Origin of the sequence: Sphingomonas sp. CFBP 13714 (assembly GCF_014842205.1) — a bacterium.
In the GTDB taxonomy this organism is placed as follows: domain Bacteria; phylum Pseudomonadota; class Alphaproteobacteria; order Sphingomonadales; family Sphingomonadaceae; genus Sphingomonas; species Sphingomonas aerolata.
In genome coordinates, this window is record NZ_JACYVG010000006.1 from 181,921 (window position 1) to 196,531 (window position 14,611).

Sequence of the window (14,611 nt, forward strand, 5' to 3'; positions counted from 1 at the left end):
AATCGATCATAGGCCTGATGCTGCGACGCCGCGGCATCAGGCCTTTTCGTGTGCGTTTGAGAGCCGTACCCGAGCGGTAAGCCCGTGCCCGGCATAAGCGAGAAAGCCGCGCAGCATGTGGCGCAGGCGGAAACTGTGGAAGCGCCGGATATAGGGAAAGGGCCGCGTCCCCGCGCGGATCTCGCCGAGCGCGTCGCCAAGGTCGCGGCGGATCGCGCCCAGGATTCGCCGGTCGGTTAGGATATGCTTGGCGTAGAGCGCGCCGTCGCCATAGCCATAGCCCGCGAGCAGCGCGATCACCTGATCGGGCCGGCAGCGCCCATGATGATGCTCGACGGCGAAATAGGGGTCATAGGCCACGACCACCCCGGCCGCGATCGCGCGGAACAGGAAATCGGTATCCTCCGCCGCCACGAACCGCGCGCCGGCGCCGAACCGCGTATCGAACCGGCCCGTGCGCGCGATGACGTCGCGCGTGAAGGCAAGGTTCGCGCCCATCACGAACCCGCCGGGAAACGCGCCCGGCACCGGCTCCATCGGATGATCCTCGAGCTTCAGCGTCACCGGCAGGTCGGCGGCATCGCCCGGCAGGATCCGCCCGCCGACGATCGTCGGCGTCGCGACCCCGGCAAACCGGCGGACCAGCGCGACCAGATAGTCCGGCTTGAGCACGCAATCGTCGTCGGTCATCGCGACGATCCGCCCGCGGACATGCGCCAGCCCCAGATTGCGCGCCCGCGCCAGCCCCGCGCGCGGCTCGGCCAGCAGCATCACGGGAAACGCCTGCTCCTCCTGCCAGGCCGCCAGCCGTGCCGCGGTGTCGTCGCGCGACCCGTTGTCGACGACCACCATCTCGACCGCCACGTCCCCCGCAACGCCGACCGCGCGCGTCACCGAGTCGAGCGTGCGCGACAGCGACGCCCCCCGGTCGCGCGTGCAGATCAGCAGACTGACGTCGATCATCCGCGCAGCAGCAGCGGCGATCGCGCGGTCCAGGCCGCGATATAGGCGGACAGCTTGCCATAATCATTGTCGAGCGCGACGTGCGGGATGCCCAGCAGCAGCGCGAGAATATGCGCGTGCAGCCGGTCGGTGACGATCTGCCGCCCGCGCGACAGGAGCGTCAGCCCGCGCGCGACCCGCGCACGGGCCAGTCGCTCATAGTGTGCATGACGCGGCCCCCCCGCCCCCCACACCGGCAGCACGCCGTCCTCGAGCCAGTCGAGCACCACCGCCCCCTCCGGCACCGTCCCGCGATCCCCCGCCACGCGCTCGTCATCGGTCCGCATCAGCATCAGCAGGTCGCAATCCGCCGGCCCACGCGGCTGCGCCCCCAGCGCGAACGCGGAATCGGGCGCGAGCGCGACCGGGCAGGACAACCGCTGTGCGAGGTCGAGGCTCTGCGCATCGCGGACATAGAGGTGGAAATCGGGGTGCGCGGCGACGCAGGCGGCGAAGCGGTCGAGCCCCTCGCCAGCGCGGAAATGGATCGACTGCGGCAGCTGGACGATCGTCCGGTCGCGAAACTCCGCCAGCATAGCCTCGCGGAAATGCTGATGATGCGGCCAGATATCGCCCAGATTGCCGCCACCGTGCAGGAAGACGACGCCCGTCGGACTGTCGCGGCGAAACGCGTCCGCGTCGAACGCGTCCCAGGTACAGACATGATCGGGATCGCGCCCGGTGATCGCGCGGAGCATGGCGATCTCGCCCAGCCAGATCGCGCTGTCGCCGACATTGGCGTGATCGGGAAAGTCGAGCAGCGCATAGCGGTTGCCTTGCCCGACATGCTGCCGGTACAGCGCCGCCAGCGCCTCCTGCTGCGCCGCGATGACGTCATCGCCCCGTATCCGTGCAGATACCGTCACGCGACCATCTCCGCCTTGGCCGCGCATACCTCGGCATAGAGTGCCTCGCACCGGTCAAGCCAGCGGTCGCGCGTGAACAGCCGTTCGACCCGAGCGCGCGGCACATCGCGCGGAATCGCCATCGCCGCAGGGATCGCCGCCGCCAGCCCCGCGACGTCGCCCGGCCCAGCGAGACACCCCGCCTCGCCCACGACCTCGCGCGACGCGCCCATGTCGAACGCGGCGACTGGCAGGCCGCACGCCATCGCCTCCGCCGCGACCAGCCCGAACGGCTCGTCCCAGCACGGCGTGAACAGGAACACCGACGCCTGCCCGAGCGCCGACGCCAGCGCCGTGCCGTCCAGATGTCCGCCATACCGAACGTCGGGTCCCAGATGCGGCGCGACCTCGGCCGCCCAATAATCCAGGTCCTCTATCTGTCCGTACAGCGTGATCGCCACACCCGCGCGCCGCGCGGCCTGCACCGCCAGATGCGGCCCCTTGTTCGGCGTCATCCGTCCCGACCAGATCGCGCTGCCGTCCCCTGCGGCCGAGAACCGCCACGCCGCGGGGTCGATGCCGTTGTGCAGCACCGACGCCTCGGCGGGCGCACCGTCGGGCCACCAGGCGCGCAACTGTGATTGAGACGTCACCGTCAGCCGGTGCGTCGGCGACGGGCTCGCCTTCACGAACCAGTGCAGCGCGTCATAGGGCGGCACGTGGAGCGAGGTGACGGTCGGCACGATCGCGGTTCGCTGCGGCTCGATCGGGAAGCGGCTCAGGCTGTTGTTGTGCACCACGTCGAATCCGCCCGCCGCGATCCTCTCGCACGCCGCGATATAGCCCTGGTCGACATGCGCGATCAGCGGCGCCGATCCGCGATGCTCGGCCCAGGGAAACACCCGCTCATAATGCTGGGGCAGCACCGGATCGATCGCGAAGCGCGGGTCGCTGTCGCCGCTCGCGAACAGCACGACGTCGTGGCCGCGTGCCTGCAGCCCTTCCGCCAGATACCAGCTGTGCGATTCCATCCCGCCCATGAACGGCTGCGCGATCCGCTGGCGGACGTGCGATAGCAAGGCGATCCTCACGCCGCCGCGGCACTCGCGGCGACACGCTCTTCCAGCAGGCGGATGACGCTTGCCGTATTGGCATAGGGCTGGTGGCTCTGCTGTCCGGTCAGCGCGAGATCCGCGTCATCGGGGCGGCGGAGCACGCGGATCGGCTGGCCGGGCCGGTCGTCGATCAGCCCCATCAGCCGAAACGCGTGCAGCCAGTGCCCCATTGTCCGATAGCCCCAGCGCGCCTCGAACAGCTCGGCATTACGGATCACGCTGTCGAGATGATGGACCGGCGGCATGTGATGCGGATGATATTGATGATGCGCCAGCCCGCCCTTGATCCACGCGATCGGCACGCCCGCGGTGTCGAGCACCTTGCCGAAATCGGTATCCTCGCCACCATAGCCGTTATAGCCCTCGTGGAACCCGCCGACCGCCAGGAAGGTCGCACGCCGCATCGCGAAGTTGAGCGACCAGAAACAGCGATAGTCGTTGCACGCCTCGATCCCCTCGGCGGGTGGTCCGCGCCGGTCCGAATGCCGCACCGCGACTGCCGCGAAATCCTCGCTGCGCCAATCCCCCTTCGTCGCGCCGCCCGGCAGGTACATCACCTCGCCCATCAGCAACCCGTCATAGGTCGCGAGGTGCCCGGCATAGTCCGCGACGAGACCCGGCGCCGGGATGCAGTCCATGTCGAGGAAGATCAGCCCCTCCCCCGTCGCGGTCCGCGCCGCCAAGTTGCGCGCAGCGGCGAGCGGCAACGCCTCGCCCGCGATCATCAGCTGTCGGACCGGAAAATCCGTCTCGGGCAGGACATAGGGCTCATCCTGCATCACCGCGACGATCAGTTCGCGCGGCGGGGTCGTCTGTCGCGTGAGCCCCGAAACCAGATTGTAGAGATGCTCGGCCCGCCCCTTGGCCAGCGTGACGATCGAGATAGCGGACATGGGCAGGGCTCCAATGGGATCTGGGAACAGGACGGAACAGGGTAACGACGGGGGCAGAACGGATCAGGCCGGGTGCGGTGCCGTGCCCCAGAGCCTTGCCGCCAGCGCCTCGAGCCAGCGCGCGGCATCGTCGGCGGGGGCATCGGCGATCATCGCGCGCTGCCGCTCGGGGCGGTGCTGCGCATAGGCGGCGTCGATCGCCTGCGTCCACGCGTCCGCCGACGACGGCAGATGCGGCCGGATGCACGCCACACCCGCCGCGCCCAGCGCGTCCGCCTTGCGGTGCTGCTCGTCGAAGTAGCGCCACTCGGGCACGGCGATCCACGGCCGCGCCGCCGCCAGGATTTGCTGGCAGGTGGTGTTGCCCGTCGACGCGATCACCAGATCCGCCGCCGCGACATAGTCCGCCGCATTCTCCACCCAGCCGCGATGGTCGATATTGGCAGGCTCGGTCGCATGCCAGTCGCGCACGACCGGCCCGATCGTGATCCAGCGCGCGGCAGGCCGGCTGCGCGCGCCGACGCCCAGTGGCGCCTGGCCGAACCCGCTGCCGCCGCCGCCGGCCATGACGAGGATCATCTCCTCGCGCTCGCCAATCACCAGCCGCTCCCGCGCCGCGCTCCGGTCGGGGCCCCGCGTATCGACCCCCAGCCCGCCCGCGAAACACGTCTTTTCGACCATCGCCGCGTCCCAGTCGGGCTGGGCGAGATCGACGTGGAACGCGGCGAGCAGCCCGGCGGCGCCGTCATAGGCCGCGCGGTGCCCGGCATCGCCGCGGTCGCCATGCTGCAGCACCTTGACGTGCGGTACGCTGCAGATCCGCGCCAGCTGCGCGATCTCCGCCGACACGTCGCAGATCATCAGCGCCGGGTCTCCTTGCGCGAACCAGTCGGCGATCGTCGCCATCGCGCTTCGGATCCCCGGCCAGCCGAGCGGCGCGCAATGCAGCGTCGCGGGCGTTGCGACCCAGTCCATCGCCACCTCCGCCCCGGTCGGCTCGAACAGCGACGGGATCGTCACGATCCGCGCCTGCGCTGGCAGCGCGGGGAAGATGTCGTCGCGCGCGCAGAAGATCGTCACGGGACGCGACGGCGGCAGCGCCTGCAGGATCGCGGCACAGCGTTCCGCATGCCCGCGACCCTGATGGTGGACGAAATAGCCGAACGGACGCGTCATGCCGCGACTTGCACGGCCGGCGTGGTCAATCCGAGCCGTGCCAGCCCCTCGACCACCCCGGCGGCATGGTTGCGCGTGGCGCGATGCAGCCCGGGACGCGCGGCAAGTGTCGCCAGTTCATCACTCGCATTGGCGACGACAATCGCGAACCCGCACGCGTCGAGCATGTCGAGGTCATTGCCACTGTCGCCCGCTGCAATGCAGTCGTCGAGCGTCAGCCCCAACCCGGCCGCATAGGCCGCGATCGCTGCCGCCTTGCCGCCGCCGGGCGACAGCACGTCGATCAGCCGGCCGTGCGAGAACACGACCCGCGCTGCAAGCCCCGCCTGCGTCAGAGCCGCGCGGATCGCTGCGGCGTCGGCGGCGTCGCCAAAGAAGCTGAGCTTGTGCGCGCCCTCGGTAGCGGCCGGCTGCGCGCGGATGCCGAGCGGGGCAATCGCTGCGCGTACCGCCGCCCGGTCCCAGTCCTTATCGAGCGCGGCAGTAAACGCTGCGCAGGACTGCCACCCGCCTTGCGCCGCCGGACGGAGGATCCGCGTCCCGACATCAACGATGAACGCGTCCGGCTCGGGCAGATGCCACTGCGCCAGCACCGCGCGTGCCTCGGCAAAGCTGCGCCCGGTCGCCACCACGAACGGCAGGCTGCTGCCATGCCGCCAGCGTGCGAACGCCGCTGCGCCGTCGACCGACCCGGTCAGCGTATTGTCGATGTCGCATGCCAGCAGAGCGGGTTGGCGCCGTAATGCCGCATAGATCCCGACAGCCGCCCCGGCATAACGTCGCCAGTCATATGCCGCGCTTCCGACACGTGCCGCCCGACTCAACCGTGCGTGAAGGCCCGCGTCCTCGATCACCGCACGACACGCTGCGGTGATCCCGCGCTCGTCGCGCGGATCGACCAGCAGCCCGTGACCGATCTGCGCGACGATCTCCGCCGGCCCTCCGTTGCGGGTCGCGACGACCGGAACGCCGGCCGCTGCCGCTTCGATCAGGGTCAGCCCGAACGGCTCGTGCAGCGCCGGGTTGACGAACACGCCGCCTGCCGCCGCTCGCCGGTACAGTGCAGTGACATCCGCCGCGTCGTGCCGCGCGGGCAAGGCGAACCGCCCGCGCAGCGCAGGACTAGCGGCGAGCGCCTGCAGTTCGCCCAGGACCGCCCGTTCCTCGTTCGACGACTGGCCCCCATGTTGCCCAGCGAGGATCACCAGATTCGCACGTTCGTGCAGAACCGGATCCGCCGCAAACGCGCGGACGAGGGCCGCGAGGTTCTTCTTCGCCACCGGTCGCGCGATCGCCAGCAGGATTGGAAGATCCGGCCGATCGAGCCAGTCTCCCAGACGGTCGACCAGCGTCACCGTGCCTCCTGTATCGGGACGGCGGGGTATGCCTGGCGGGACGCAGTGGATCCGGCCCGCGACCCCGACGCCATAGGCCGGGACCTGCCGTTCGGCCTCGTCCCGCGTCGATACGATCAGCGCATCGGCCGCAGCGATCGCGGTGGTTTCCACCGCAATCCGCGTGTCGAGTTCGGCTCCGCCAAGGCCCTGACGGCGCTTGTCGATCGCCAGCGCATGCGGCGTGTACACGAACGGAATGCCGAACCGGCGGCGTGCCTCGATCGCGACGGCTGCGGCATCGGCGAAATGCGCATGGATGACGTTGGGCATGACGGCCAGTCCGGCAATGTGACGGCAAAACGCCTCGGTGAATGCGGGCAGGTCGGCGGCGAGCGCCTCCTTCTCGAGATAGCGGTCGTCGCCACTATCGACCCGATCGATCGTCAACCTGTCGGTGACGCGCTCCGATCGCTGGCCATGCACGGATGGCAGATCCGCAGACCGGAACAACCGGGTAACGATCGAGACCCGGTCCACGCCGGGAAGCTCTGCCTGAACCAGCGCTGCGTCGACCACATACGCGAGATGCCCCCCGGAGTCGGCCGTAATGCCGAAGTCGATGGGCGGCGCTTTCAGGCAGCCCCCGAGGGCCAAATGCAGAATGAACAAGGCGACCCCGTATCGTTAGTATGGCGAAACGACACGCCACGACATTCGATCCCGGGGTGCGCGGTTATCGCGTTGCGCTATGTTAACCCTGTTGCAATCTGACGTTTTCTGCCGCTGCCGGGTAGAGCCGCCCCGGCATGTCTGCATGCCCGGGGCGCCCGTTCATGTCACCGCGCGGGGTCGAATGCGAACAAAGCGGTCGGCAGCGATGCCGGCGCACCCGGCTTGAACCAGCTGGTGTCCTGGATATGGCTCGCTGTCACATAGATCAGGCCATCGGGCCCTTCCGAAAACGTATCGGGCCAGCGCAGCCGCTTGTCGGTCAGCACCGGCTCGACACGATCGCCGACCAGCCGCGTGATGCTGTCGTTGGTCGGCGACGTGATGTACAGCACCCCCGCCTTGCTCATCCACAGCCCGTCCGCGACATGCGTCTCGGCGATGGTCTTCACCCCCGCCGCCTGCTGCGCTGCGCTCACGCCCTCGCGGAGCAGCCCGGTATCGATCGCGTACAGCGTCTTGCCGGTGAGTGCCTGGTAATACAGCGTTTTGCCATCGTTTGAGATCGCGATCCCGTCCGCGGAGAAGGCCGGCTGGCGGCCATCGGGGCGGACCAGCGGCTTGCCGTCGGTCATGACCGTCACGCTCTTGTCGATCTGCGTTGAGCCATGCCCGTCGAGTGCGCGCATCCCCTTGCCGCTCTCCAGATCGATCACGATGATCGCGCCGCGCGTGCCCGAATCGGTGATGTAGCCGGTCTTGCCGTCGGGCGAGAAGCGGATGTCGTTGAGGTACGTACCCTGCAGCGCGACATCGGGCGCGACCTTGATAACCTTGGTCACGCGGTTCGTCGCCAGGTCAATCCTGACCAGCTTCGGCGCGCCCTCGAGCGGCTTTTCGTTACCCGGTGCGCCGGGATCGAGCACCCACAGATTGCCGTGCCCGTCGGGCACGATCGACTGGACGCAGACGAAATAGTCGCCGACCGGCAATTCGTTCGCGCGCGCGTTGCGCCAGCTGTTCCACGTATCGTCGGGATAGGCCTTGAGCTTTCCGTCCGGCAGCACCTCGGCGACCGAGATCGGCGCATCGTCGGTCCAGCGCGGGAAGTTGACGAACCGTCGTCCGTCTGCGGTCACCGCGACGCCGGTCACTTGGTGGTCGAACGTCGCCACCTGAGTCAGCGGGCTCGCCGCAGTCTTGGCCTGTGCGACGCCGGCCGCGGTTGCGGCGGCGGCGAGTGCGAACAGCGCGGCGCCTGCGAGAAGGGGTTTGAACTTGGACATGTCTTGGCTCCGGTAAATCGTGTCGGACAATGTGGCGGGATCGCCGGTGAACAGCGTGACGAGCAGGTCGGCGACCGCCTCGGGCCGCTCACGCTGTGGAAAATGGCCGACGCCCGGCAAGGTGACGAAGGCAAAGGGGCCCGAGAATTTCTCCGGTACCGCGGTGGTCGCGCTCGGCGGGTTTACCCCGTCCTCCGCACCCTGAATGTACAGCGCGGGCAGCGACAGCGTCTCGCTCGCCTTTACCGCTTCCTCAAGCCAGACGCTCGCGGGATCGGGCGCCGCTTCGTCCCAGCGCGCGCGATAGCTGTGCAGCGTGACGTCGACCCAGTCCGGATTCCCGAACGCGCGCGCCACTCGCACAAAGGTTGCCTCGTCGAACCAGCCCGCCGGCGACCAGTTGGTCCAGTGGACATGCGCGAACCCCCTGGGGTCATCGCGCACCGCCTGCGCGCCGCGCGCGGTGGCCATGAACCAGTGATACCATTGCCGCTGCGTCTGTTCGAACGGCGGCGTCGGCATGCCGCCCAGTCGCGGCGGCGTCGCGAGCATCGCGATCCGCTGCACCCGCTCGGGCCATCCCACCGCCAGCGCCTCGGCGATGTTCGAGCCCCAGTCATGCCCCGCGACCATGAACCGCGCGATCCCCAGCCCGTCCATCAGCGCAATCGCGTCCATCGCCAGGACCGCGCTGTTGCCGGTGCGCGGCGTATCGCCTTCGAGGAACCGCGTTTCGCCGAACCCGCGCAGGCTCGGCACGATCGTCCGCAGCCCCGCGGCATTAAGCGCGGGCAGGACGTCGTCCCAGGTCGAGGAATCATCCGGCCAGCCGTGCAGCAACAACACCGCATCGCCCTCGCGCGGGCCCGTATCGGTATAGGCGATTGCCAGCGTCGGCGTGGTCATCACGGGCATCTCAGCGCTCCGCCATCGGCAGGGCCGCGACCCGCGCGCGGGCGCGATAGCGGGGCGAAGAGGCGTGGGTCGTCGACGTCATGGCGATACTCGCTGCAGGATCGGGAGGGGGAAACTATCCCCCTCCCAACGCATCAGCGCTTCGCAGGAGCCATGGCGAACGCCGCCTTCAGCCGTGCGACCGCGAGATCGTTCGCATCCTTGGCGCCGCGCACGATCGCGCCCATACCGAAGAACTCATGCGTCACGCCCGGGAAGGTACGCTGTTCGACCGTGTCGCCCGCCGCACGCATCGCCGCAGCCAGCGTCTCGCCGTCCGACCGCAGCGGATCGATCTGCGCATTGATGATCGTCGTCGGCGGCAGCCCGCGCAGGTTCGCCCCGACCAGGTTCAGCCGCGGATCCTGCGCATCCGCTTTGCTGGCCTGGTAGTAATAGCCGAACCAGGGGAGCATCGCGCCGTTGAGCGGCTTGGCGTTCGCCGAATCCCTGCGCGACGGCAGCGTCTTGCTGCTGTTGGCGATCGGATAGACCGAGACGATGTGCAGCGGCGCGGTCAGGCGATTGTCGCGGGCATAGATTGCCGTCGCGACCGCCAGATTGCCGCCGGCGCTCTCGCCCGCAACCGCGATCTTTGCCGGGTTGCCACCCCATGCCGCGGCATTGGCCAGCGTCCAGCGATAGGCCGCCGCTGCGTCGTCATGCTGTGCGGGGAACTTGAACTCGGGGGCATGACGATATTCGACCGACACGACGATCGCGTTCAGCGCCTTCGCCATCACGCGCGGTGCCGCGTCATAGGTCGCGACATCCGCGATCACCCAGCCGCCGCCGTGATAATAGACCACCACCGGCAGGCCCTTGGCATTGGCCGCGCTTGCCGGCTTGTACACGCGGGCGAACTGCTTGGCGTCGCTGCCATAGGGCATGTCCTGCGTCGTCACCGATGCGTCGGGCGTCGTCGACATCCCCTTCTGTGCCATCACTGCCTTGGCGCCATCCGCAGCCGAGGGCTGCTGGCGTGCTTCGGCGGGCGTCAGCGTCTCGATCGGCTTGCCGCCGAGACCGGCCAGCGCGTCGAGCACGGCCTGCATGTCGGGCGCAGCCTTGGCCGGCGCCATCTTCGTGGCGGGCGGCGGGGGCGGCGGCGGCGCGGTGTCGCTGCGTGCCGACTGGGCGAACGCGGCGCCCGGGATGAATACGAGCGTCGATGCAAACACGCCGGCGAGCAGCGTCCGTCGAATGGAATGTGTCAAAATTGCCTCCTGTAATATTGAAAGGCGCAACCCCGCCGGCGGCGTGGGAGTTGCTGTACGAAACCGGACGAAGACCGGATCGTATTGAATTCGTGAAGTGTTTCAGGGGGCGTGATGGTGGGCGACTATCGACTGGAAACCATCGACCGGGATGGGGCTGGCGACGCGTCGGCGCGAGGCACAGGAAATCGGCTGCTTCAGCGTCTGAGCCCCGACGACTTCGCATTGATCGCGCCGCATCTCGACCGCGTCCCCTTTGCGGTCGGCGAGTCGCTGACGCGTGCCGGCGACCGGATCGAGATGCTCTGCTTTCCCGAAGAGGGGATCGCCGGCGTGCTCGACGCGCTCGAGGGCGATCATCGCTTTGCGGTCGGGCTGATCGGCGCGGAGGGCTTTGTCGGCTGGTCCGCGCTGCTCGGCGATGACCGCTCGCCCTATGACGTCGTGATGCGCGCCGAACAGGGCGTCGCACTGCAGCTCCCGCTCGACCGCTTCCACGCCGCCGCCGCGCAGAGCGACACGCTGCAGCTCGCGCTGTTGCGTTTCGTCCAGGTGTTCATGACCCAGATGGGCCGCACGATCGTATCGTCGCTCGCGCATTCGATCGAGCGACGCATGGCGCGCTGGATCCTGCTCTATCACGACCGCATCCGCGACGACGCTATCTGCATGACGCATGAGGAGTTCCGCCTGATGCTCGGCGTCCGGCGTAGCAGCGTGACCGAAGCGCTCCACCGGCTCGAGGAGGAGCATGCGATTCGCTCAGTTCGAGGCCGCGTGCTGGTCCGCGACCGCGACATTCTGATGCGGATGGCGGGCGACACCTATGGCCATGCCGAATCCGAGTATCGACGCCTGCTCGGTTGAGCCGGTCGGAACATTTCGTGCACGGATCACGGAACGAGCCGGTCCGCATACCGTTCATTCAATGGGCGCCAATGGCCCGACCGGAGGGGCCATGCTGAAGCGTACCGACCATATCGACCTGCCGGGCGACACGCGCGCCGCACCGGCAACCCTGCCCGCGGCGATCGTCGTTGCCGAGTTGCTGACCGCCGGGATCGACCGTGCCATTCTGGTGGTCGAGGACGAGGCGCGCGCCGAGGCGATCGCCTGTCTCGCGGAGGGGTTCGCCCCTGCGATGACCGTCGTCCATCTCGTTGCGAGCGATGCGCTGCCCGGCGACTCCGCGCCGCCCAGCGCCGCCAATGTCGGCCGCCGGGTCGAGGCGCTGCGCCGTCTGCGCGCCGCAACCGCTACAGCCTCGACTGACCCGATCCTCCTCGTCCTCTCCGCCGAGGCGAGCGCGGTCCGCTATCCAGCCCCTGCCGCATTCGACGAGGCGCCTCCGGTGTTCCGCGTCGGCGATACGATCGACATCGCCGCGCTGCCCGCACTCGCCGAAACGATCGGCTACACGATCGACGACCGCGTCGACGAACCCGGCGAGATCGCGATCCGCGGCAGCGTCGTCGACCTGTTTCCAGCCGACCGCGCGAACCCCGCCCGGATCGAATTCGACGACAATTCGGTCATCACCGAAATTCGCAGCTATGACCCGGTGTCGCAGCGCAGCCTCGAAACGCTCGACGCGGTGATTGTCGGTCGCGCCTGCGAACCCGATCTGGGTGACGGCGTCGCGATCACCGAGCATCTGCCCGACGCCGCGCTCCATTTCGACTCTCTGGTCGACGACCGCCGCACCCGGTTCCTCGCGCTTGCCGCCGACGGCACCGCGGCGCGTCAGGTCAAGGCCGCGCTGGTCGACACCCGCGCCTGGAACAAGGCGACCGCCGGCCGCCAGATCCTCGCCACCGACACCCCGGTCGAACGCACCCCGCGCTTCATCGAGCGGCGCGATCCGGTCCGCGCGTTCCGTCGATTCGCGCGTTCGGTGATCGCCGACGGCCGGCTCGCGATCGCCGGGTCCGCGCGTGACCTTCGTTTCCTCGCATCGCGGCTCGGCGTCGACGCCGAACACGTCGGCAGCCTTGCCGAGGCGGCGGCCGCACCCGTCGGTTCCGTGTCACTGCTCTGCGCTGCGCTCGACCAGGGCTTTGTCCATGCCGATCTCACCATCGTCGCTGCCGCCGATCTGCTCGGCAGCCGCGCACGACTGGACGACGGTCCCGGTGCCGGCGTTGCGGCGTTCGCCGAAGGCGCGACGCTGCAGACCGGCGACATCGTCGTGCATGAGGATCACGGCATCGGTCGCGTTCTTGGGGTCGAGGCGCTGCCCGACCTCGATGGCGTCGCGGCCGACGCGATCGTGCTCGACTATGCCAAGGGCGCCCGCCGGCTCGTCCCCGTGCATGAGGCCGATCGCATCTGGCGGTATGGCGCGGACGCGGATGCGGTGACGCTCGACACGCTCGATGGCGGCAGCTGGACCAAGCGTCGCGCCGCGATCGACACCGCGATCGCGGAAAGCGCACGTGCGCTTCAGGCGGTTGCCGCCGAACGCGACGCGCGGACGACGCCGCCGATCGTCCCCGATGTAGCGCTCTACGAACGGTTCGCTGCGGGCTTCCCCTTCGCCGAGACGCCCGACCAGGCCCGCGCGATCGCCGCAGTCCGCAGCGACCTCGCCAGCGGCAAGCCCATGGACCGGCTGATCGTCGGCGATGTCGGCTATGGCAAGACCGAGGTCGCACTTCGCGCCGCCGCGCTCGTCGCGCTGGCCGGCCGCCAGGTCGCGATCGTCGCGCCCACCACGGTGCTGATCCGCCAGCATCTCGAAACGTTCCGCACGCGCTTTGTCGGCACCGGGCTGGAGGTCGCCGCGCTGTCTCGGCTGTCGACGCCTGCCGAGCGCAAGCGCGTATGCGCCGGGCTCGCCGACGGGTCGATCGCGGTCGTGGTCGGCACCAGCGCGGTCGGTGGCAAGGGCGTCGCCTTTGCCGATCTCGCGCTGGTCGTAATCGACGAGGAACAGCGGTTCGGCGCGAAGGCCAAGGCGTCGCTGCGCGACATGGGCGCGGGCCATGTCCTCACGCTCAGCGCCACGCCGATCCCGCGCACGCTCCAGTCGGCGATGGTCGGCATCCAGGCGATCTCGGTCATCGCGACGCCACCCGCGCGCCGCCAGCCGATCCGCACCATCGTCGCGCCGTTCGACGACGCCGCGGTCCGCAAGGCGCTCCGCCGCGAACGCGCGCGCGGCGGCCAGAGCTTCGTCGTCGTGCCGCGGATCGAGGACATCGCCCCGCTCGCGAAAACGCTCGCGCGGCTCGTCCCCGAACTCGGCCTCGTCATCGCGCACGGCAAGATGGAGGCGGCCGAGCTCGACGATGCGATGGCGGGCTTTGCCGCGGGCGACGGCGACGTGCTGCTCGCGACCAACATCATCGAGGCGGGGCTCGACGTGCCGCGCGCCAACACGATGATCGTCCACCACGCCGACCGGTTCGGCCTGTCGCAGCTTCACCAGCTGCGCGGCCGGGTCGGGCGCGGCGGCCGGCGCGGTCAGATCCTGCTGTCGACCGACGGCGAGGCCACGATCGCCGACGCGACGATGAAGCGTCTCCGCACGCTCCAGGCGTTTGACCAGCTCGGCGCGGGCTTCGCGATCAGCGCGCGTGATCTCGACATGCGCGGCGCGGGCGATCTGGTCGGCGAGGATCAGGCCGGCCACATGAAGCTGATCGGTATCGACCTCTACCAGCACCTGCTGGGTCGCGCGCTGAAAGCCGCGCGCGGCGAACCGGTCGATCAGTGTCAGCCGGTGCTCAATCTCGGCGTCGGCGGCATGCTTCCCGAGGCGTGGATCCCCGAAACTGACGTGCGGCTGACGCTCTACGGCCAGCTCGCGCATCTGACCGACATCGCCGCGCTCGACGCGTTCCAGGCGGAGCTCGAGGACCGGTTCGGCGCGCTGCCGGACAATGCCGTCCGCCTGCTCGAATGCGCGCGGATCAGAGCGCTCGCCGCCGCCGCCGACATTCGCCAGATCGATGTCGGCCCGGGCGCCATCGCCTTCACGCCGGGGAATCCGACCGCCGCCCTTCCGGCGCCGTTCGAAGCGGCGAAGCGCCGCTGGCTGGTCCGCGAACGGATCGAGGATCCCCTCGCCCGCCTTGATCGCGTCCGCGAGCTGCTGAGCGACCTGTCGGAGTGA

General features: G+C 69.2%; 10 protein-coding genes. 2 read left to right on the forward strand and 8 right to left on the reverse strand.

Going from position 1 to position 14,611, the window contains the following annotated elements; genetic code table 11:
- Positions 1-36: 36 nt before the first annotated feature.
- The 8 genes from IFT54_RS14945 to IFT54_RS14980 all read right to left on the reverse strand — a co-directional run bounded on the left by IFT54_RS14945 (position 37) and on the right by IFT54_RS14980 (position 10,494).
- Positions 37-963: a glycosyltransferase family 2 protein gene (locus tag IFT54_RS14945; RefSeq protein WP_192071214.1), complete on the reverse strand. Its 927-nt coding sequence runs from the start codon at positions 961-963 to the stop codon at positions 37-39.
- Positions 960-1,868, reverse strand: a complete 909-nt coding sequence (locus IFT54_RS14950) for a polysaccharide pyruvyl transferase family protein (RefSeq protein WP_342354840.1) — start codon at positions 1,866-1,868, stop codon at positions 960-962. Before IFT54_RS14950 ends, IFT54_RS14945 begins: the two co-directional genes overlap by 4 nt.
- Complete coding sequence (locus tag IFT54_RS14955) at positions 1,865-2,926, reverse strand: glycosyltransferase (RefSeq protein WP_244649061.1); 1,062 nt, start codon at positions 2,924-2,926, stop codon at positions 1,865-1,867. Before IFT54_RS14955 ends, IFT54_RS14950 begins: the two co-directional genes overlap by 4 nt.
- Before the next feature lie 8 nt (positions 2,927-2,934).
- Positions 2,935-3,855, reverse strand: coding sequence for a glycosyltransferase family 2 protein (locus IFT54_RS14960; protein WP_192071217.1), 921 nt, complete (start codon positions 3,853-3,855; stop codon positions 2,935-2,937).
- Positions 3,856-3,918: 63 nt separating this feature from the next.
- Entirely contained in the window at positions 3,919-5,031 is a 1,113-nt protein-coding gene (locus IFT54_RS14965) for a glycosyltransferase (RefSeq protein ID WP_192071218.1), read from the reverse strand.
- Entirely contained in the window at positions 5,028-6,905 is a 1,878-nt protein-coding gene (locus IFT54_RS14970) for an HAD family hydrolase (RefSeq protein ID WP_342354841.1), read from the reverse strand. Before IFT54_RS14970 ends, IFT54_RS14965 begins: the two co-directional genes overlap by 4 nt.
- Positions 6,906-7,204: 299 nt before the next feature.
- Positions 7,205-9,238 carry an alpha/beta fold hydrolase gene (locus tag IFT54_RS14975; RefSeq protein ID WP_192071220.1) on the reverse strand — a complete coding sequence of 678 codons (2,034 nt, stop codon included), beginning with the start codon at positions 9,236-9,238 and terminating at the stop codon, positions 7,205-7,207.
- Between the two features lie 134 nt (positions 9,239-9,372).
- Positions 9,373-10,494, reverse strand: coding sequence for an alpha/beta hydrolase (locus IFT54_RS14980; RefSeq protein ID WP_197984696.1), 1,122 nt, complete (start codon positions 10,492-10,494; stop codon positions 9,373-9,375).
- Positions 10,495-10,608: 114 nt separating this feature from the next.
- Here IFT54_RS14980 and IFT54_RS14985 point away from each other — a divergent pair, with 114 nt between their 5' ends.
- Together IFT54_RS14985 and IFT54_RS14990 are read left to right on the forward strand one after the other, a co-directional pair.
- Complete coding sequence (locus IFT54_RS14985; RefSeq protein ID WP_192071221.1) at positions 10,609-11,361, forward strand: Crp/Fnr family transcriptional regulator; 753 nt, start codon at positions 10,609-10,611, stop codon at positions 11,359-11,361.
- Between the two features lie 91 nt (positions 11,362-11,452).
- Positions 11,453-14,611 carry a helicase-related protein gene (locus IFT54_RS14990; RefSeq protein ID WP_192071222.1) on the forward strand — a complete coding sequence of 1,053 codons (3,159 nt, stop codon included), beginning with the start codon at positions 11,453-11,455 and terminating at the stop codon, positions 14,609-14,611.

Coding starts and splice junctions, on each gene's coding strand:
- IFT54_RS14965 (WP_192071218.1), bottom strand. CDS start 5,031: ATGACGCGTCCGTTCGGCTATTTCGTCCACCATCAGGGTCGCGGGCAT.
- IFT54_RS14960 (WP_192071217.1), bottom strand. CDS start 3,855: ATGTCCGCTATCTCGATCGTCACGCTGGCCAAGGGGCGGGCCGAGCAT.
- IFT54_RS14945 (WP_192071214.1), bottom strand. CDS start 963: ATGATCGACGTCAGTCTGCTGATCTGCACGCGCGACCGGGGGGCGTCG.
- IFT54_RS14985 (WP_192071221.1), top strand. CDS start 10,609: ATGGTGGGCGACTATCGACTGGAAACCATCGACCGGGATGGGGCTGGC.
- IFT54_RS14990 (WP_192071222.1), top strand. CDS start 11,453: ATGCTGAAGCGTACCGACCATATCGACCTGCCGGGCGACACGCGCGCC.
- IFT54_RS14975 (WP_192071220.1), bottom strand. CDS start 9,238: ATGCCCGTGATGACCACGCCGACGCTGGCAATCGCCTATACCGATACG.